The sequence below is a fragment of the Leptospira ognonensis genome, assembly GCF_004770745.1.
Taxonomy (GTDB): domain Bacteria; phylum Spirochaetota; class Leptospiria; order Leptospirales; family Leptospiraceae; genus Leptospira_A; species Leptospira_A ognonensis.
Genome location: NZ_RQGD01000045.1, coordinates 63062 through 83700 on the forward strand (window position 1 = coordinate 63062; position 20639 = coordinate 83700).

Below are 20639 nucleotides of genomic sequence, written 5' to 3' on the forward strand. Positions count from 1 at the left end.
TATGCCAGATTTTACTCATTTGATTTTGAGATCAACCGATGATATACATGGAGAGAAAGGGAATTCTCTCAGAATGAAAACGGAGGTTTGGGTTTATGAATATAACATCCCTAACTGGTATGTCCCCTGGGGTCGTGCCGCAAATGATACCCTCTCAACCAGCAAAGCAAAATGCAATTGACGGTGAGCTATCGCCACAGCTAGAAAAAGAAAAAGTGGACTCTGCACGTAAAACAGAACAAGACAAGGAACAAGAGAAAGAGAAGCAGAAAGCTTCAAAAGTGAAACCAGAAGATTTGGTTTTAAAACCAACTCCTACTTCCTTCGAAGAAAGAATGAATCAAATTATCTCAGAAAAAGAAGTGAAGGACATTCTATCTCTTGTTACAGGTGCACCGATTCCAAAAGATGAAGAACATAAAGTAGACGTCAAACGGTAGTTTTTCTGATTTTCTTAGCGATTGCCATCCAGGACGGATTTATATTTATTTTGGGTGGCGTGTTACTTCTGTCTGTCCTGGGACTGCTTGGAATCATTTACCAACAGTTTATCTTCCCTCTTGTCTCGAGAAAGGATTCCAATAGACTCGTACCAGTGCAAACAGGTGATCATTACGACTTAGTCGTCGATGAAGTGAGCAGATTTGCACAATTTTCCATAGGATGTAAAACAGGACTTTTGGCAACAAGGTGTAATGCCATTTCAGAAGATCATCTTATCTTTCAATTCAAAAAAGGGAGAGATAGCGAAGATTATACGATCACAATTTTAAAAAATGCTCCTACCTTTTATAAACCTCCTCGGATGGAAATGTATGGGAAAATGGAATCAAAAGAAACCTTTGACTCTTACGAAATCATCGGACATCCTGCCGAATTCCGAATTTCGGATAAAATTATCAAAGAACGTATGGTTAACTTTATTGAAATCGCTTTGAGTTCTTCTTTCTATTTTAATCGTTTGGGTAAAGAAAGAATGAAATTTACCTTTACGATAGGAAAAATCCAACCAGGTATCAACAGAAAAGTAAGATTTAGAGATGATACGTATGGATTCGGAAAAGAAGAAGAGGATGCTGATACTTAGTGAAGGGAGATTTGCGTACCTAGATCGTCAGCCTTGACACGACTGAATCGAAACGAGAGATCCAACTCATTCATAAGGGAATTGATTTTTTCTTCCAATTTAGGTAAAATTTTTGCCACATTCTTTCGTTCTATAAAAACAAGCAAACTCGGTCCCGATCCAGATAAACAGTGACCAAGCTGAACGGAATCCAAAAGATTAGAAATTTTATGCAAGGGGCTACCGTTCATGATACGGTATGGCGTATGCATTTTATCTTCAAGCGCCACCAAAAGATCACCAAACTTTCGTTTGTCCAAAAAATGCATCCAAGCTCCTAACCGCGATAAATTAAAAATGACATCGCTTGTCGGATACTGCTTTGGAAGAGTCTTTCTAGATTCTTCTGTCGAAATCGAAAATTCGGGAGTGAGAATAAAAAGCGAAACAGAGGAAGGAAATTTTTTTCGGAAGTATCTTAATTTTTCACCATGTGTAGAATAGGCAAAAACGAATCCTCCAAGGTATGCAGGTAGAGTGTTGTCTGGATGCCTTTCCCACTCTGATAAAAATTGTAAAAATTCTTTTTCCGTTGGGAGTAGATTCCATTTTGATGCTTTATGTACTTCACGCGCCAAACAGAGGCCTGCAACAATAGCGGAGGCACTCGAACCAAGTCCACCTTTCAAAGGCAAGGAAAGATCCATTTTACAGTGGTATTGCGGCGGTGAAATTTCTGGAAGAAAATGGGAAAAGTAAGATAGATAGGATTCTAGAACAAGGTTTTCCTTTTCAGAAAAAGGAAGTTCTTCTCCATTTTTCAGAGTGAAATGAAACTTAGCATCTTTCGGAAAATGGAAATCAAACTCATTATATATTTTTAGAGCCATCCCCATAAGATCAAAACCAGGTCCCAAGTTGGCACTTGTTCCTGGTACTTTGATGCGAATTTTCGGAAGGTTCATTGCTTCCGCCCAGGGTTTTCCCTCCTATCTTAAAATCAATCTCTCTTTGTTCTTAAGTATTCGTTTTGCGAGATTCATCCCACCGAGAACTACGGCAGGCACGCCTTGGCCTGGGTAGATGGTATCCCCCGTCAGATAAAAATTTGGGATTTGTGTCACCGGAGAAATGTAACGAAAAGGATTGCGAAAAAATTGGGACGGAATGCCACCTACTCTTCCGTGCAGCCTCCCTGTCCAAGTCGACCAGGTAGCAGGTGTAGCGGTATGCAGGAATACAATATCCTCACTACGAAACCAAGGAAATGTTTCGGAAAGGATTCTGATGAACAAGTTCATCACTTCCTTTTTTTTCTGTTGGTAGTCAGAAGATCTTCGATCCCACTTTTCTGGCATAGCTAGATGAGTAGAAAGAGATAAAATGCGAACCCCCTCCTTGGAACGAACCTCATCCTCAGCGTGAGATAGGGAGACAAAAACGGAATCCCCGATACCATGTATATTCTGTCCATTAACATGCAATTGGTGGTGTAAACATTCTTCTTTGGGAATGTTTGCCTTCAGAGCGATTCCCGCGGTGAAGGCCCCCCAAATACTCGAGTTAAAAGATTTTGAAGTAGCTGTTAAGGAATCCTCTTTCTCCTTATGAAGTTGGGCTAAATTCCAAATGGGAACGTTTGATATGAGATTTAATGAAAAGAATTCTTTATTTTTTGTTTTCACATGCCAGAGTTCCGTATCATGAACGTTGCGAACTCTTTCAAAAGATACCACTTCTGCTTTTGATTGGTATTCTCCAGAATGCTCGCAGATGAAACGGATGAGAGTGTTCGGAAGTTCGACCATACCCCCGTCTACATAAAAGTTTTTAAGATTGGGATAAGTAAGACCAGCTGCGGCTGATAAAAAAGGGGCTTCCTTAACACCGCATTGGTTTGTGATCATCAATTGTTCCGTTAAAAACTTTTTAAATAATAACTGGTTTTTTAATCCGAATAATGCCAATACTTGTTCTGTCCTCAGTAACGAAAAAATAAATGCAATGGGATCAATCCATCTAACGGATGATAAAGAAAGTATGACTTCTTTTATATTGCGAAAAGGAAATAAGAGATACCTTTTGGAAATATCCCAAACGGCAGAAGAGAGAAAGAAGGTAAAATTCCAAAACATTTTTTGTCTCAAAGGCGTCCCAAAAACCCGAATGCACTCTTCTATCCATAGCTTCCGGTCTGAATAGCGCTGGATGGTTTCTCCGTTTATGTGCACTTGCATGGAAAGAGGTAAGTCTCGTTTCGCAAACTCGATTCCAAGTAAGCGTTCTAAATGAGACATGGGGAGTCCTTCTTCGAAGCCAACAAGTGTGGTGGCACCAGCTTCAAATACATAATACCCTTTTTTAAAACTGGAACAACATCCTCCAGGACTTGACCCCCGCTCGAGAACGAGAACTGATTGGCCATTTTTTGCAAGGACGGCCCCGGCGGAAAGCCCCCCCATACCTGAACCGATAATGACGTAATCCCAAATCTTTTCCATTCTCTCTGTAGACTGGCACGACTTATGCAATCAATGAGTGACTGGCACTAAAAAATAGATACGTGCTGAAAATAGATACAATTTGTTAGTTAGGAAAGCATATCATGGTTTCAGAATCTCTTAAGAAAGTGGATTCCGCAGTTTTACTTTGGAAGTCTCTGGTACGCCAGCCCGAATTTCAAGCAGGTGCCTTGAGACTGAACCAAGACATCACTCTCAGAACCTTTAAAAATCAAAATTACCGCTACTTAGATTCGGAAAGATTTGAATTCATCGTGGCGATGAAGGAGCTTTTAAAGCCAGTAGCTTCGCTAGAGAATGAGAAAATTGAATATTTGATCTTTAGAATTTACGAATGTTACCATAAAGAACTTGCCTATAGCGCTGGAATTGACTCAAGATTTTCAATTGATATTGTTTTTCAATTCATTGAATTTCTCTGTGCCGATGGGAAAAAAGAAGATATCGAAAAAGTTTTACAAAAAGAAACGAGCCTAGATAAAAAGGAAGTAGAGTCGATCATCAGTCACATCAAGGCATTCAATAAGTTAGGAGCCTATTTTAGCAAGTCCAGCAGCTTAAAAAAAACCATTGAAAATGGTGAGCAAATTCTTTCTGCTATCGCCAGTGCCTATCCAGACATCACCTGGCTTGCATTAGAATCTATGTTTTACTTACTCGTTGCTCAGTATGCACTTGCTACAAAATATTCATGTGAATCTTTGTTACGTGGATGGATGAATGAGTATGGGTTTGATGAGAACCAGTATGTTGTTGTTGCAAATTTTTTCCCTCCAGGCACATCGCTACTTGATTTTCGTGGAAATTATACAAATGCCATCCGTAGCTTGCATGGAATGAGTGCTAGCACTAGACCCGAATATGACTTACTACTCTTACGATCAATAGGAAATTATTTCAGTTCTTGGATCGTAAAAGTAGCACACCAAATGGAGAGTGACCTTCAGGTTGCTTAAATCACTCGCTCCAGATTTTCTTTAAGTCAGAGGCAATGTTTTTCTGCATAGCCTCGTTGGTGCCCCCACCTATAGAAAGTAAAATGGAATCTCTATGCAATCTTTCTATAGGATACTCCCTGCAATAGCCGTAACCGCCAAGTACTTGGATTGCATTTCGAGAAACTCGTTCTGCCATCTGAGTGGCAACTAGCTTTGCCGAGGCGGCACCCAAAGAATTTCGAGACTCAGGAGAAAGACTCGAGGCTACTTGATAGACAAGGGCTCGAGCTGCAGAATAGTCAGCATAGGATTCTGAGACCAATCTCTGGATCTGTCCGAACTCCACTAATTTTTTTCCGAAGGCTTCCCTATGACGGATGGTATAATCACACATAACATCGATACAACGCCGAGCAATCCCAACCGATTGAGCAGCGAGAGTGACACGCTCGATTTCCAGGTTCCTCATCATATGGGTAATGGCACCATTCTCACTACCCAACAAATTTTCCTCTGGAACTTCCATATCTTCGAAAACTAACTGTGTGGTTGGCGAAGAACGCATGCCCATTTTCTCTTCCTTTTTACCCACTGAAAAGCCCTTGTAACCTGATTCGATGACAAAGGAAGTCATCTTCCTTCCGTTCTTATCGAGTTTTGTATAGAGTACAAAAACCTGTCCTACGGAACCGTTGGTAATGTATTGTTTGGTTCCGTTGATGATGTAGCGATCTCCTTTTTTGACAGCTGTCGTAGTCATTCCGAGGACATCTGTCCCAGCTCCTGGTTCTGTCATCCCCATCCCGCCAATCCACTCACCTGAAATGACCTTACTGAGATATTTATCTCTTTGGCGTTTATCCGAGCTCTGATAAAAATTATTCACAAATAAAACTTCATGGGCAAGATAAGAGAGTGTGAACCCAGGATCAAACCGAGACATCTCTTCGTGAATGATGACACTAGCAACAGGATCAAGGCCGTGGCCACCATCCTCTTCTGCAACCGTGATTCCGAAAATACCAAGTTCCGAACCTAGCCTTTTGAATAAGCCAAAATTAAAAGACTCAGCTTCATCATGTTCCTTTGCCTGGTCATCCATTTCCTTTTCCGCAAAAGTGGATACTGATTCCCTTAAGGACAGGTGGGATTCGGACGGATTAAAAAGATCAAATGTTTTCGAAAGGTTCGTAACGCTCATTCGAAAATACTGATCCTAGACCGATAAATGTAAACGAAAAATAGCACTTATTTGCCAGACCTGTACACATTTTTCCTCAGTGCACAAATTCAAACCTGGATCGTTTTTGAAGGACAGGGTCGTAAAACTGAAATTTTTTAGACGTTGATGCCCGTTTCCTTTACGCTAAAAAAAATCTAAATAAAAAAACTTATAAAACATTTTTTTAGAATATTTTAATACTCGAATATAAATTAAAAAAATATAAGAACATACCTAATTCTGCTTACGTCCCTCGGACAAGTCCCTATACTAGGTAATCTACTAGGATGAGGTAACAAATGTTTCATCAATTTTACAAAAACGAAGATTACTCATAGAATTCCTTTCTTCTAAGTTTATATTAAATTATAAATTTATTTACGAACGTACCCAAAAATTTTAGATATCTTTAAGTGACATATATATGCGAAGGGATTTAGTTAGAAGTCAAGAAATTTCGCTAGGGTATTCCCTAGCCCCATGTTTCCTGCCTGGGGAGCAATCTCATGAGTGACCTGCAACAAGTTGCAAAGGATAAGCTCGCAAAATTTGAGTTAAATGAAGAAACTCTGAATGCGTTTCGGCGTAATAATAGTATTCCCATTGATCTGTATAACAAAAATGGTCAGATCATTATCCCAAAGAAAAAAAATCCAACTTCCGATGATTTTGGGAAATTACTCAAATTCGAATTACAAGGTGTATATTTTCTTTTATCAGAACTTAACAAGGGTAAAACGGCAGCGAAATTAGCCGAATCAGCGAAAGAACCAGTTAAACTTTTTGACCAGAAGAAAATCGATCATTTTGCCAAACAGTCTGCGACCCTCATCGAAGATCTGCGCAAACAATCTTTCACTTCAGAACAAGCGGTTTTTGTTCAAAACTCGATCAATGAAATCCTAACTGATTTTACGAGTAATCCGGATTTCGAATCTGGTATTTTTAATATTCTCGAAATCTTAGGAGTTGCAGGAGTCTCTCTCCAATCTGAGCTCATGACCAAACGCACGATTGTTGCCATGGGGATGAAAGTTAGAACCAAAAAAATAGTTTCAGATGCGGACAAAAAGCCTTACCAGAAAGAGCATTTAGCAATCATGATGGCTAGTTATCTTGCTGATGTAGGTTACGCGAAACTTGATATTACCGAAAATCCAAAAATTTCTAAAGAAGAATACGCCATCATCCAACAGCATCCGATCATAAGTTATCTGATGACTCTCCCTGCACAAGAAATTTCAACCGACGTTCGGACTTTGATCTTAAATCACCATAGACCATTTCGCGGCAATGGAGTGAACAACAACTTTCCAGATCCAAGGGTTGTGTTTCAAAAATTAATGTCCGTTAGAGACATTTATACAAAAGAAGCAAACAAAGAGAGGATCGTCGAAGACATCGAAACCCAGCTCCACCAACAGGAAAATCAAGTTACGACCGCGAGCAGAGAGGATGATATTGCCATTCTATCCTTGGCAAGTGAATATGCCTCTCTGACCTCGGCACAAAGTTGGAGACCTGCGTTTAGTTCCGCGACGGCACTTAAAATGATCGTCAATGATTCTTTTTTCTCCTATAGTAACAAAAATATACGCCATCTTTTGGATTACGTCGGTGCTAGCTTAACCAATAATGAAAACATCATCAATCCCGGCGATTTTATCATTACAGCTGCTGTGGATTCCGAAAAACAAGTACACTTCGACATCTGCCAGGTGATCGAAGTGGATAGATACCAAACCCGTCCAAAATTGCAAAGGCTTTGTACCATCAAACCGATATTCAAGAAGGCGAATAAATATAGAATTGCAGATTTTGACCTAACACAAATTCGTATGGATCGAAGAAAGGCCATCATTGATTTGGCCTCTCATGCAGCTGGCTCGACCCGTGTCATTTACATCATTGATAGAGATCTCAATGCACCGCTATTTGATACTGTATACAAACTCAGCAAGTCTGCCGTTTAAGAAGGAGTCCAGGAATACAATTCCACAGATTTTTCTTTACCTGCTAATCTAACTTCATTTGTCTTTGTAAAATCATGAGGTTCGCCAATTTCTTTCCAGACATCTGAAGAGATAAGTAATATCGCATTTAAAGTTTTGCAAGCCGATTCAATTCTTGAAGCTGTATTTACGGTATCACCGATAACCGTGTATTCCATTCTATCTTCGGTCCCTATATTTCCTGCAAATACATCTCCCGAATGAATTCCGATACCGATTCGTATCTCTGTTTCTCCTCTTAACCTTCTTTCCTCATTAAACTTTCCAAGCTCAACAAACATTTGTTTTGCGGAAGCTACGGCATTCTTAGAGTCGTGCCCTGCTTCTTCCGAAGGTGTAGGGGTGCCAAATGTTGCCATCACGGCATCTCCTACAAATTTATCGAGAGTCCCTGATTGATCAAAAACGGCTTTAGTCATTCTTCTGCGATAGTCTGTTAAAAACTCGGATAAAGCAGAGGTGTCCATCTCCTCTGAGAAATGGGTAAAGTCCCGTATATCCGAAAATAGAACCGTTACCTTCTGACGTCGCCCCGTTTGGATCGAATCTGGTTTTGAGGTAATCTCCTCTACTAAGTCTGGTGAGAAGTATCTAGCAAGAGATGTTTTTTGTGCTTCCGCTTTACCTATGCGGATGAGCATTACGTAAGAGCGATAAATTCCATAAGCTACGGATAAAGAAACAAAAGAAAATAACACCGGCTTTGTGACTAATGCATCAGCAAAAATGACCTCTTCGCCGAGCACGTACTCATACCAATCGAGGCCAGTAGTTCCACCTTTGAATTGCGCGTAAAAGAAAAACAAAAAGTAATAAAAAAGAAAATAGATAAGTGTATTGAGAACAAGTGAGATCCGAAATTGGATGAGTGTGAAGGCTAGAGGGATTAGAAAATAAAAAATCAGCGTATTTTTGATTAGAAAATTAGGGTTCCCTTTTCCTACGATTAGATACCAATTCAAAATTGTAATAGCGATTAAAGTGTTATCTATAAATATACTAATATATTCATATTTTAATTTCCATTTTGCGTGATCAGACTTCAAGATGCGTCCGTGGATGAGGGTATTTGTGAAATAAGCAAAAAGGGCCCCGAAATTTGTAAGAAACCCAAAGATGGAAAATGTATTTGATAGATTGGCGATGGCAGACATTAAAAAAGCGATGCCGGCGATATAGCGAAATCGATTGGCCATTAAAGCACCATGCATTTCCTCTTCTTTCAATAGCTTTCTTGTATTTGCAGGCATCGCCTGATCAAATAAGTAAACGGATTTTAATTTATCAATGAATTGCATAGGAATCGGACTTTTATAAGATGTAGCTTACGAAATGAAAGAAGAAAATCATTTGTTATTAGCTTTCTTTTATCTGGGAGGGGACGTCATCTTGGCCCTGCTTGCCAATCTATCGGCATTCACTTTTGCATTCCAATACCAGATTCGCAGAGTTGATACCTTCGTTCTTCTTTTATCGGTTTTCGGAATTTATCTTTTGGATCGCTCGTATGATGCATTAAAAGAACGATCGGATGCAAAAACCCGGAGAGGTGCCTTCTTTATAAAAAAAGTTTCTTATACGATTCCGCTAGGAATCTTTGCTTTGAGCCTGGCGTTGGTTCTTGCTCTCCTTACCAATGATACAAAATTTCTCCTGGGTGGGATCTTCATTGGTTTTCTGGTAGGCTCATATCTGATCCTGCATCTATTCTTCCCATTCTCTTTATTTCCAAAAGAAATCTTGATCGCTCTACTCTATTGTATGGGTGTTTCCTACCCTGTTATTTTCTTCCGCCCTTTGCAGACCTTAACCGAGGTGTTAGTTTACACAATGTTCTTCTTAAGCATTCTCGTTGAAGTGATTTTGCTTTCCTTGGAGGATTTTCAATGGGATAGAAAATACCAGCAGATGACTCTCGTTTTGGCTTGGGGCCAAAAAAAATCCAAGCTGATTTTAATCTCTCTACTTGTTCTGGGTCTGCTACTTGCCTTATACGTTTCGACACTCGATGGTGTACAAAAGAAAGTCGGAATTGGATATGCAGTTTACTTTTCTACGCTCGCCTTTCTCCCCAGATTCCTAAATGCTTATCCGAGCGATGTACGAAAAATCATTTTAGAGCTCAGTTATTTACCTTTCCTCGTGTATTACTTTCTTTAAATTTTTCTATTCGCCAAGTATTCGTTTGCAAAATCTAGTTTTATGATCTTCGCACTCGTAAACTTGGTTCTATTTTTTTTCTCTCTTCTTTATATATTTCTGATTTTAGGCAAAAAAGAGCCGGTACTTACGCAAGGGAATCTCCTCCTTCTCAGAACAAGCCTGCAAAACTGGAACTCCGTTCCACATCTGGTTCACTTCGCTTCCTTTCTGCTGTTTTTGTTACTTCCCCTAACCCTTGGCCTCAGTCTCTATTTGAAAACGGACGCCAATGTCGTAGTCGTCATCTTTTGGATCCTTTGGTCGTACAATTGGACCAAATATACATTCTGGAGAGAATAAAAGACTTCCCAGGGTGAACAGCACACTTTTTCTGGTAATAGGCAATCCACGAAATCGGGGTAAGGAATGAAAATTTTTGTACTTGTAAAACAGGTTCCAGATACGGAAACCAGCATCAAAGCCGGAGACAAATCTATCAATGAGTCCGGTGTGAAATGGATCATATCTCCATATGATGAATTCGCAATCGAAGAAGGTATCCGCATTCGTGAGAAGAGCGGTGGAGAAGTTGTAGCAGTCTCCCTTGGACCAGACCGAGTCGTTGAGGCTCTCAGAACTGCGTATGCAATGGGCGTTGATCGTGCCGTTCATGTAAAAGTTGATGATTACAACACATTCGACGCAACGTATACATCAGAATTATTAGCAAATCTTATCAAAGCAGAAAATGCAGACTTAGTCATTGGTGGTCGTCAAGCCATCGATACAGACAGTTCGCAAGTTGTGATCCAAATAGCAGAGAGATTGAACATCCCTCACGTTGCGATGGCACTCAAACTCGAATTTGACGGTAATAAATTAACTGCCACTCGCGAAGTGGAAGGCGGAACAGAAGTTGTAGAAACGACTGCTCCTCTTGCCGTGACGGCACAGAAAGGTCTGAACGAACCACGTTATCCTAGCTTAAAAGGAATCATGTCGGCAAAGAAAAAACCTGTGGATGTAAAAAAACCAGAGGAACTCGGAGCTACACCTTCGAAATTGGAAGTGGTTTCCATCGAACCACCACCACCAAGAATTTCTGGAAGAAAACTAGAAGCGGCAGACGCATCAGGTTTTGCATCTCAACTCGTAAAAGCTCTTCGCGAAGAAGCGAAGGTCATCTAAGGAGAATTACATGGCAGACGTACTCGTAGTTAGCGAATTAAAAGACGGCGAACTTAAAAAAATCTCAAAAGAACTTACTTCCGCGGCACGCAAGATCGCTGATGCATTGGGTGGCAAAGTTCATACAGTTGTGATCACTGACAATGCAGACAAATATGCAGCTGATTTAAAGGCGGTTGGTGCGGATTCCATCATTGGAGCAAACTTAGGAGAGTTCAATCCTGAAGGTTATGCAAATGGTATCAGTGCCATCATCAGTGAGAAAAAACCAGCAGTGGTTCTCATTCCTCATTCTTCTCAAGGAAAAGACTATTCGGCTCGGGTCGCGATCAAAGTAAATGCTGGGATCGTTGCTGATGCGGTTGGTCTTTCGGTAGATGGCGGCAAGGTAGTTGCTAAAAAGCCGATTTATTCTGGAAAGGCATACGCAAACTTAAAAATTTCTTCGGACATACAAATCTTTACTGTAAGAGCGAATTCCCAAGAAGTCACTCCGAAAGACGGTGCTGGTGCAGTTGAAAAATCCTCTGCTAGCGCAGGTGATGTCAGACTTAAATCTATTTCTAAAGATCTTTCAGGTGGAAACAAAGTCCAGTTGGCAGATGCATCCATCATCGTTTCCGGTGGTCGAGGGATCAAAGGACCAGAAAACTGGCCTCTTTTACAAGATCTCGCAGACACTCTTGGCGCTGCTCTTGGTGCTTCGCGTGCAACGGTAGATGCTGGATGGATTTCCCACTCCCACCAAGTAGGACAAACAGGAAAAACAGTCTCTCCAAATTGTTACATTGCCTGTGGTATTTCGGGCGCGATCCAGCATTTGGCTGGTATGGGCTCCTCAAAATACATCGTTGCCATCAACAAAGATGGTGATGCTCCTATCTTCAAAGTGGCAACTTACGGAATCGTGGCCGATCTTTTCGAGGTTGTGCCAGCCGTGACCTCAGAATTCAAAAAAGTGCTCGGGTAATCCGAGCCTTCCATTTGAATTGGAGTGGTGTACTCAAGTTTAAGAATCCTCCTCCTTTCTTTCGTCCTGTCTATCACTTCAAATGCAGTGTTGGCACAGGACGGAAAAGAAAAACTAAACGCAGTCATCTCTAAATTAAACTCTCTCGATACCTTTCGAGCAACGGTGACCATCAATGGTGGCCTAACTGGAGTTTTGTCCTATAAAAATCCTTACCAATTGCATGTCCGGCTAAATGACGGACGCATTATTTCTGCCAACGGGAAAGTACTCTGGTTTTACAGTCCCGACTCCTCTCTTTCCGGAAAGCAAGACCTAAAGGGCGGTACCGGGGGACTTGGTGGCCTTCTTAGCGGCTATGAAAATGTCACAGTAAGTGGTAAAACCTTCCGCCTTACCTCCTCCACTAAAAAAATCAATGAAATCATCTTGATTGTATCCGATAATGATATACCAAGAGTGATTAAAATGAAACGAGATGACGAAGAAGTTACCGAAATTTCATTTTCTGGAATCGCAACTAATATTGGTCTGGGAACAAGTCTATTCAACTTCCAACCACCAACAAATTCACAAATTGTCGAAAATCCTCTTAACCAAAAGGAGTGAAAGATGACACCCGTTTCGAGAACAGAAGCCCATCGAGTTTTTGCAGATCTCTATCGTAAGACGAGAACTCCTGACCACCAACAGTTGATAGACGAGGCAATCTTACGCTCCAATGATGTTTTTATCCGTATTGACTTGATTAAAAAAGTAGACGAAGACTTCCAAAACAAAAATAAACCAGCAAAGCCTGCATTACCAGAAGATCGAAACGCGAGAGAGCATCGAGAAAAACAAGAGAATAGACAGAAACAAGAACAAAAGCCGAAATCGAAATCTGCCTCGGAACTTGTAAGTGTTGATTCCGCCAAACAAAAGCAAAATTCCGCCAAAAAGAAACCTGAAGCCGCCAAACAAGGTGGTGGTTTATTTGCAGGGCTTTTTGGAGGTGGCGGCGGTGGCAACCCAGCAAATTCTATTGCAAAATTTGGCAAGGAAACAGGAGCATTAGATCTTGGACTTTTTGGGAGAAATCCGACCATCTCCTCTGCTTCTGAAAGACTGTTCCGAACCTTAAAAGAAGATACTATCATTCCCACCATCCAAACTCTGCGAATGGCAGAACAACAAGGATGGAGGATTTGGACTCCGCTCGTTTATAATGTATTTAGTAATTTTAATAAATTTTTTAACGCGTTTGTCTCATTGGATTCCTTATTCTTAGATAAGATCTCGCCTGAAATTTTCCTGGATCGATCTTTAAAAATGCAAATGTTCTATGTCCGTTTTTTACAAAGAGACGATGCAAGAGAAATCATCATAAACAACTTACCAGAACTTGTAAAAATGGATGAAAAATTAATTCCTCGGTTATCTGTCATCACCGATGGAATCAATTTTGGATTGAACCTAGAAAACACCAAACCAAAGCTATCTGAGGTTATCACAGCTTTCTATATTGTTTCAAAAAAGAAAATGCATACTTGGGCCGATATCGTTACCGATTTAAGAGTCCCTCCCATTCAAGAGCATAAATTTCAAGCGGCAAGAGAGATTCAAAAAGAAGTCGAAGTGACAGTTGCCAAGATATCAGACGATATCAATGCCAGAGTCTTTAAAAAAGAAGAACTCCAGAATCTTCGTACACGTTATTTCAGCATTGATGATAAAGGAAAAATCAGTTTTGAATTTCTGAACGCGGTTGTTGATGATTATGTGATCAAACATTTACCGGATGCAGCCAAGAGCCAATCGATTAAAAACACTTATAAATCTATGCCCCATAGATTGCTGCATCTCCTCCTCCGTGACCTTCAAACAGTTTATATTAACATGATAGAAGGCTATGTCAAATTAGGTGACAAAAATCAAAACCAAGATTTGCTCATTGTGCAACCAGGCTTGTTCCGATCGGAAATTGAAACAATGAACAATCTTGTGCGAACCATTGAAAATTTTAATAAGAAATTTCCCAGTTTTCAATACACTTTCCAGCAGTACAATAGTGATTTCAATAAGGGAACAACAGACCAAATCATCAATAATATCTTAGGTGCACTAACAGAATCTGCAGAGTTTTTTGGATCGTTTGCAAATAAGCTAAATATGTTGATTGAAAGTCATTTGATGGCAAAAAGTTCTGAATCGAAAGGAAAGGGTTCTGATAAAATGCTTGTGACCAAAGAAAAGGTCATTGAAGAGATCAAACTGCAGCAACGTTTTTTGACTCATTTCGACAAAGCAGTGGTATCAAAAGAAAGAATCAATGGACTTAGCGTTGAAGAAGTTTTTTTACAATTTACGAAATATCTTTATAATTATGCAGTCATCTTCAAAGATCCACAAACATCTCAAAAACTGACGGCTCACAGAAAGATTGAACAAGAGCTCATCAATTTACATAAAGAGTATGAAAGACTTACATATTCCACTTTCAATACTGATGGTTCAGGGTTAGCGCTTGCCGTTCCCGATGATGAACCTGGCGATCTTGGGGAATAAATTTTTCATGAGAATACTAACGGGTGTGCAACCCTCAGGAAAACTCCACTTAGGAAATTATTTTTCAGCGATCCGTAAAATTTTAGAATACCAACACAAAGAGGAATTATTCCTATTTGTTGCTAATTTGCATGCTTTAACTACCTTCTCATCGAAAAAAGAATTGGAAGAGAATACAATGTCAGCGGCGCTCGATCTACTCGCACTCGGAGTGGACCCAGAAAAATCTATTTTTTGGATGCAGAGTGATATTCCTGAGGTAACAGAACTTACATGGTATCTCTCTCAAGTGATCACAGTATCCAAACTTGAACTTGCACATTCGTTTAAGGATAAGGTCGCCAAAGGTTTTAGCCCGGGTGCAGGATTGTTTACATATCCAATACTCATGGCGGCAGATATTTTGCTTTTTTCGGCGGATCGAGTTCCCGTGGGGAAAGACCAAAAACAACATTTGGAATTTGCCCGTGATATTGCAGAACGTTTCAATGCCCAGTTTGGAGACTTACTTGTGATACCCGAACCCGATATTGATGAGCATACTGCTACCGTACCTGGTGTTGATGGTGCAAAAATGTCGAAATCATATAAAAACACAATTGACCTTTTTGCTTCTGAGAAAGAGATCAAAAAGTCGGTAATGTCCATCGTAAGTGATTCAAAGGGCATCGAAGAGCCAAAAGATCCTGATGATTCCATCATATTTCAAATCCATTCTTTATTTTTGGACGAAACAGGCAAACAGACGCTACGTGATAGATTTAGGAAAGGCGGTGTTGGCTATGGGGATCTAAAAAAATCTCTTTTAGAAGCCATTCTAGACAGATTTGCTCCCTATCGGAAAAAAAGGGAAGAATTGAGTGCTGATTTAGGTTACGTCCAATCTTCCTTAAAAACCGGTAGAGATAAAGCCCGATCTGTTGCATTCGGCAAAATCAAAGAAATTCGTGCTGCTATTGGTATCTATTCTTCTGATTTTTAACATCCTATCATTTTCTAACGAAAAATAACACGAAAACCTACCCTTCCTTACTATGCGGAAGGGAAAACTACCGAGGATTTTTCCTGTTTCCCATGGAGGGATTCTCTCCCTCGGTATCTGTTTTGCCGCAACGTTTTCCAAATTGAATTTCAAAGGTCAAAACGCGGTCTCCATCATAATAGATTCTCTCGCCTTACTAATGATTGTTGGTATTTTTTCTTTTCTATCCAAGAACGTTGCTAACCTCTTGAAACTTTTTTTCTTGGGTGCGATACTTTTTCATATTTTGAATCTAAACAAACTCGAGAAAGTTGAGAAGCGCTATTCCAATCGTGACACAATTTCTTCTATTGCCTTCAGCAACCAGATCAGTGAACTACTTTTGCGCTCAGGATTGACCACTCAGTCGCAAGCCATCACGAAAGGTTTGGTTCTGGGTTCCAGTCGGTATCTGCCAGACGAAATTAAGATCAGAGCGCGTGAAGGAGGAATCCTCCATCTATTCGCAGCATCTGGCCTCCACCTAGGAATTTTCATCGGATTCGCTCTCTTTATCTTCAAAAAAATATTCTTTTTCCAAAGGGCTCTTCCTTATTTTATCGCTTTGCTCTTGGGATTTTTATATTTGTTTCTGCTTGGCTTTCCTGTTTCCTTTTTACGTGCCTATTGTTTTGCCGTTTATAGTTTGCTCGGAATCCTAGCCCATAAAAAAACTCAGCCAGCCGACACGCTCTCCTATGCCTCGGCGACTATCGCCATCTTCTTACCCTCTGATTTTTTGAGCGTAGGTTTTTTACTCTCTTTCAGCGCCGTCTTCGGTATATTTTACCTGAAACCAGCCCTCGATATCTATTTTTTCCCAAACCAGAATCGCCTTATTAAAGACAATCTGACATTATCGCTCGCCTGCACATATGCAACTTTCCCTATCCTTGTCTATTATTTTCACGCGTTTTCCTTCGGCAGCTTTTGGATCAACCTAGCAGTTGTTCCTTTTGCCTCCCTTCTACTTCCTCTTTTGTATTTAAACTTATCTTTTGAATGGTTGTTTGGAGGTCCCATTGTCTCCTATCTTTGGATCTTTACCGACTACGTCCTCGGTCTCTTCATGAAGTTACTCAAAAGTCTAACCAATTCGATTTCTTTTTTTTTTCAATGGCAGGAAATTCCTGTACCCATCGTAGTTTACTTCCTCCTTATCTTTTTCGCGTTTTTCTGTTCCTACCTTAAACATTTCTTTTTCCAGAACTTAAAAGAGAAGAGAAGGATTCTTGGAAAAGAATTACCAATGAATCGGTTATACTCTATTTTTCTTTTCCTATTATTCTTTGGCTTTCAACCTTTTGGGATATGGTATTTCAACTGCCAAAACGATTTGGGTCCAAAATTCCAGGCTTGGTTCCATAAAGGAAATTCTTTTTTGCGTTTCGAGAATACATTCTATTTTCTTGGAAATTGTTATGCGGAGTCCTTTTTTAAGAAAGTGGACTCTGAATTATCTTTAGCAAAGATTGATACAATCTACATAGAACACGCCAATTGTAAAAAACTTGCTTTGCAGCTTCGATCCAACATTGAACGAAGAAATGGAAAAGAAGTTCATTTTTTTACTGTAAAACCTGGTGCAGTCCTTCCCGTTTTTTTTAATCAAGGCGAGTCCATGTCCGCACTCATTAGATATGATGGAAACAAACGGAATATCTTCCAGCTTATGAACAAATTAAAGGAAATTGAATCTGTACAAGGAAAATATCACATCAGTTCCGCAAACTATTTGGTATTGGATTTTCCGGTTTGGTCAAAAGAAAAACCAGAGGATTGGAAAAAATACCAAAAACTACTTGGGATTTCCTACGACTGGAAAATTATGAGCGTAGAGGAACTTCTTGCAGGACAGGTACACAACACCAACCGAAATTCAAAGCTTTCTTTCCACTAACGGACTGAATGCGCAGAAGAAGTTTGGTCAAAATTTTCTCGTCGATCAAAACATTGTAAAATTCATCATCGAAAAAGCAAAGCCTATCATTTTTTCTGAACCGATGGAGATTGCAGAAATCGGTATAGGCCTTGGAACTCTTACGTATCCTATCTTGGAAATGGGTTTGATTACACATTTATTTGAAATCGATCATGCATACATCCAGTTGGCAAAAGACTCCTATCTCAAAAACTTCATAAATGGAAAACTCTATCCTGGAGACGCGCTCGAAAATTTAAATCAAATTTCCAATATACCAATCTTTGTATTTGGAAACTTGCCTTACCACCTAACAACTGAAATCATCACTACAATTTCTACAGATTTTTCCGATTGGAAAGGCGGCTTGTTCATGGTGCAAAAAGAATTTGCCGAAAGGCTTACGGGTGAGATATCCTCCCTATCTGTTTTTCTCGAAGCAATCGGTAAAACCACACTTCTCAAACATGTAAACAAAAAGTGCTTTTATCCAGCTCCCAAGATAGATTCCAGTTTGATCCTCCTCTTGCCGCACGCCTCAAAAGATCGCATTTTTAAAAACAAGAACGAATTGGCTGTTTGGTCCCGAATGCTCCGAAGCTTTTTTTGGGGGAAACGAAAGCAAATGCAAGTTAGCCTACGGGAATCCCCTTTCTCGCAGGACCCTATCTTTCAAGCAGCAGTCTCACGCTCCATGGAAGCAGCAGGCATCTCGCCAAAAACGAGACCGGAAGAATTGAACCGGAAACAATTTCTGAATCTGGGTCAGGAATTACTTGACTCCTTGTCAAATTGATGTCATAAGAGATTCTTATGTTTGCTAACTTTACTCCCCCTCCTTTTGTAACGTATGCCATACCTGGTTTTTTCGTTCTCATTGGCATCGAAGTTGCGATTGGTGCCTGGAAAAACAGAAGTTTTTACCGGCTGAATGATTCCATTGCCGACCTAAGCACCGGGATTTTATCCCAGCTCTGGGGACTCTTTCAGAAAGGGATCGGACTATTTGCCTATTTCTATATCTATGAACACTTCCGCATTTTCGAATTTGCCTTAAACAATCCTTGGGCTTGGGTTTTATGCATTGTAGGCCAGGACTTCTGCTATTACTGGTCGCACCGCCTTGCCCACGAAGTCAATTTCCTTTGGGCAGGACATGTCATCCACCACCACAGCGAAGAATACAATCTTGTAGTGGCACTCAGACAGACCGGTCTTGGTGGTCTCGTGTCTTGGATTTTCTATGTGCCCTTGGCTCTTGTTGGTTTTCACCCTTGGATGTACTTGGGCAGTGGCCAGATCAATCTCATTTACCAGTTTTGGGTTCATACAAAGGCTGTAGGCAAGATTGGAAAGGTTGGGGAATTTTTACTCTCCACCCCGTCTCACCACCGTGCCCACCACGCCATCAATCCGATCTACATAGATAGAAATCACGGCGGCATCTTTATCATCTGGGACCGACTTTTTGGAACCTTCCAAGAAGAAACGGAGCCATGTGTCTATGGAACGGTGAAACCCCTTCGTAGTTTCAATCCAGTTTACGCCAATGTTCATTACTATTGGGAATTGATTCAGCAGGCAGCTGCAACGAAAGGCCTCCTCAACAAACTGCTGGTTTTTATCAAGCGACCTGGTTGGGTCCCGCCCAATGGAAATGAGCCTGCAAGATACCTCCCCATCCCGGAAGTGAAACCGGAGTCCTTCGTGAAGTACGATCCAAAGCCAAGTGCGGAGGTTCGCTCGTACACGACAGCCTGGTTTGTCGGAATCTTACTCCTTTCTTTTGCCTTTCTACTCTTCGTGGCCAAATTTACGCTTCTCTCTCAGACTTTATTTGCAGTCTGGGTGACCCTTTCGCTCGTCTCGGTCAATGCGATGATTGAGGGGAAGTCTTGGGCGACCACCGCAGAGATTACCCGACTGATCTTTGGTTTCCTTCTCCTTGGCTATTTTGGTCTCGGTTGGACCTCTTACGGGATTGGCATCACCTTTCTGATGATGGCAGGATTTCATTTCTACAAACGGCAGGCAAATCTGCCCTCTCGGAATGCAAGTCCCTCCTATTAACTCCTAATTCTCCTCAGTGCGCGGCTCCATCGGCTGCGCACGCTTCCTATGCTTAACTCCCGTTAAGGCAAACTTCCCCGTTCCCTTTCGATTTGGCTCGCCATACGCGCAGGGATGTCTTTACTATGTCTCATGAGTGCCTTTTTTGACGCTTTTTTTCGGTTCCTTTTCCTTGACCGAAATCCTTGGCGTGAGATTTTGGCAGTGCACAATAAAATGTGAGGGCGAAAAAGATGAAACGAAAAAGATCCTTGTTCAGTATTTTGGGAGCCATCCTTCTGGTAGTCTCCTTCTCTGCATTTGCTTCCTACCAAAAGAAAAAAAACGAGCCAGTGTTTTTAGACAACCAAGTCTTCCAGAGATATGGAGACAAATGGGGCATGTGGGTAGATTTCCGCTTCGAAAAGAAGTCCTTAGAAGCCAAGGTTCAGGAGTTTGGAGCTGATTTAGAGGAAGTGCATTCCTTGAATGCGATTACTGAGAAAGAAAAAAAGAAACTGAACCGACCAGTCTTCATCGCTTATGGCAATGCGTATTCTGCGAAACTCCAGGAATCCGGATTTTATCGCGAAGCCGTTGATTCGCAAATCGACCAATTCATTTGGCCTGTTCTCCCAAACAACCGGTCTCGGATTTCTTCTCGCATCGGACGCCGTTGGAATACGCTCCATACGGGAGTCGATATTGCGATCCCAAAAGAATCGATCGTTCTTGCGGCTGCAGATGGTGTCGTTGAGATTTCTGGTCGGAGTGGTGATTACGGAAATACGATCAAAATCTACCACCATGATTTGAATCATTTTCATACGGTTTACGGACATAATAGCCAGTTACTCGTGAAAGCGGGAGATATCGTAAAGAAAGGGCAGATCATCGCGTATTCTGGAAATACAGGAAAATCCACAGGTCCGCATGTGCACTTCGAAGTTCGTTATCATAATGTGTATCTGAATCCAGAAAACTTTCTCACACCCTTTGAAGAAGGTGTTGCTACGAGCATGGTGAGTTTCGCACACTAGA

The 20639-nt window shown here is 40.8% G+C and carries 19 protein-coding genes; 15 read left to right on the top strand and 4 right to left on the bottom strand.

The window, feature by feature from the left end:
* Positions 1-95: 95 nt before the first annotated feature.
* Together EHQ58_RS15845 and EHQ58_RS15850 are read left to right on the top strand one after the other, a co-directional pair.
* A complete protein-coding gene (locus tag EHQ58_RS15845; protein ID WP_135624887.1) occupies positions 96-440 on the top strand; it encodes a hypothetical protein in 345 nt (114 codons plus the stop codon).
* A gap of 59 nt (positions 441-499) precedes the next feature.
* Positions 500-1087: a hypothetical protein gene (locus EHQ58_RS15850; RefSeq protein WP_246047396.1), complete on the top strand. Its 588-nt coding sequence runs from the start codon at positions 500-502 to the stop codon at positions 1085-1087.
* On the opposite strand, the gene thrB is transcribed toward EHQ58_RS15850, so the two are convergent.
* Complete coding sequence (thrB, locus tag EHQ58_RS15855) at positions 1084-2031, bottom strand: homoserine kinase (RefSeq protein ID WP_135624889.1); 948 nt, start codon at positions 2029-2031, stop codon at positions 1084-1086. The two genes, EHQ58_RS15850 and thrB, sit on opposite strands and share 4 nt — an antisense overlap.
* Positions 2032-2055: 24 nt before the next feature.
* A complete protein-coding gene (locus EHQ58_RS15860; protein WP_135624890.1) occupies positions 2056-3567 on the bottom strand; it encodes a phytoene desaturase family protein in 1512 nt (503 codons plus the stop codon).
* Between the two features lie 104 nt (positions 3568-3671).
* Here EHQ58_RS15860 and EHQ58_RS15865 point away from each other — a divergent pair, with 104 nt between their 5' ends.
* A complete protein-coding gene (locus EHQ58_RS15865; protein ID WP_135624891.1) occupies positions 3672-4544 on the top strand; it encodes an LIC_13029 family protein in 873 nt (290 codons plus the stop codon).
* Position 4545: 1 nt separating this feature from the next.
* On the opposite strand, the gene EHQ58_RS15870 is transcribed toward EHQ58_RS15865, so the two are convergent.
* Positions 4546-5727, bottom strand: a complete 1182-nt coding sequence (locus EHQ58_RS15870) for an acyl-CoA dehydrogenase family protein (RefSeq protein WP_135624892.1) — start codon at positions 5725-5727, stop codon at positions 4546-4548.
* A 527-nt stretch (positions 5728-6254) separates the two neighbouring features.
* Here EHQ58_RS15870 and EHQ58_RS15875 point away from each other — a divergent pair.
* A complete protein-coding gene (locus EHQ58_RS15875) occupies positions 6255-7721 on the top strand; it encodes an HD-GYP domain-containing protein (protein WP_135624893.1) in 1467 nt (488 codons plus the stop codon).
* On the opposite strand, the gene EHQ58_RS15880 is transcribed toward EHQ58_RS15875, so the two are convergent.
* Complete coding sequence (locus EHQ58_RS15880) at positions 7718-9058, bottom strand: adenylate/guanylate cyclase domain-containing protein (protein ID WP_135624894.1); 1341 nt, start codon at positions 9056-9058, stop codon at positions 7718-7720. The two genes, EHQ58_RS15875 and EHQ58_RS15880, sit on opposite strands and share 4 nt — an antisense overlap.
* 34 nt (positions 9059-9092) lie before the next feature.
* Here EHQ58_RS15880 and EHQ58_RS15885 point away from each other — a divergent pair, with 34 nt between their 5' ends.
* The 11 genes from EHQ58_RS15885 (at position 9093) to EHQ58_RS15935 (ending at position 20638) form a co-directional block, all read left to right on the top strand.
* The gene (locus EHQ58_RS15885) at positions 9093-9920 is read left to right on the top strand and encodes a hypothetical protein (RefSeq protein ID WP_135624895.1); all 828 of its coding nucleotides are present in this window, start codon (positions 9093-9095) and stop codon (positions 9918-9920) included.
* Positions 9921-9962: 42 nt separating this feature from the next.
* The gene (locus tag EHQ58_RS15890; protein WP_135624896.1) at positions 9963-10262 is read left to right on the top strand and encodes a hypothetical protein; all 300 of its coding nucleotides are present in this window, start codon (positions 9963-9965) and stop codon (positions 10260-10262) included.
* 66 nt (positions 10263-10328) lie between these two features.
* Positions 10329-11090, top strand: a complete 762-nt coding sequence (locus EHQ58_RS15895; RefSeq protein WP_135624897.1) for an electron transfer flavoprotein subunit beta/FixA family protein — start codon at positions 10329-10331, stop codon at positions 11088-11090.
* 10 nt (positions 11091-11100) lie between these two features.
* Positions 11101-12060, top strand: coding sequence for an electron transfer flavoprotein subunit alpha/FixB family protein (locus EHQ58_RS15900; RefSeq protein ID WP_135624898.1), 960 nt, complete (start codon positions 11101-11103; stop codon positions 12058-12060).
* Positions 12061-12147: 87 nt separating this feature from the next.
* Positions 12148-12669, top strand: a complete 522-nt coding sequence (locus EHQ58_RS15905) for a LolA family protein (protein WP_246047397.1) — start codon at positions 12148-12150, stop codon at positions 12667-12669.
* Between the two features lie 3 nt (positions 12670-12672).
* Positions 12673-14607 carry a hypothetical protein gene (locus EHQ58_RS15910; RefSeq protein ID WP_135624899.1) on the top strand — a complete coding sequence of 645 codons (1935 nt, stop codon included), beginning with the start codon at positions 12673-12675 and terminating at the stop codon, positions 14605-14607.
* Between the two features lie 7 nt (positions 14608-14614).
* Complete coding sequence (gene trpS, locus EHQ58_RS15915; RefSeq protein WP_135624900.1) at positions 14615-15589, top strand: tryptophan--tRNA ligase; 975 nt, start codon at positions 14615-14617, stop codon at positions 15587-15589.
* Positions 15590-15836: 247 nt separating this feature from the next.
* Positions 15837-17528 carry a ComEC/Rec2 family competence protein gene (locus tag EHQ58_RS15920; RefSeq protein ID WP_167883660.1) on the top strand — a complete coding sequence of 564 codons (1692 nt, stop codon included), beginning with the start codon at positions 15837-15839 and terminating at the stop codon, positions 17526-17528.
* Positions 17476-18345, top strand: a complete 870-nt coding sequence (gene rsmA, locus EHQ58_RS15925; protein ID WP_135624902.1) for a 16S rRNA (adenine(1518)-N(6)/adenine(1519)-N(6))-dimethyltransferase RsmA — start codon at positions 17476-17478, stop codon at positions 18343-18345. The genes EHQ58_RS15920 and rsmA overlap by 53 nt, the downstream gene beginning before the upstream one ends.
* 17 nt (positions 18346-18362) lie before the next feature.
* The gene (locus EHQ58_RS15930; RefSeq protein ID WP_135624903.1) at positions 18363-19619 is read left to right on the top strand and encodes a sterol desaturase family protein; all 1257 of its coding nucleotides are present in this window, start codon (positions 18363-18365) and stop codon (positions 19617-19619) included.
* 233 nt (positions 19620-19852) lie between these two features.
* Positions 19853-20638, top strand: a complete 786-nt coding sequence (locus EHQ58_RS15935) for a M23 family metallopeptidase (RefSeq protein ID WP_135624904.1) — start codon at positions 19853-19855, stop codon at positions 20636-20638.
* The last annotated feature ends 1 nt before the right edge of the window (position 20639 follow it).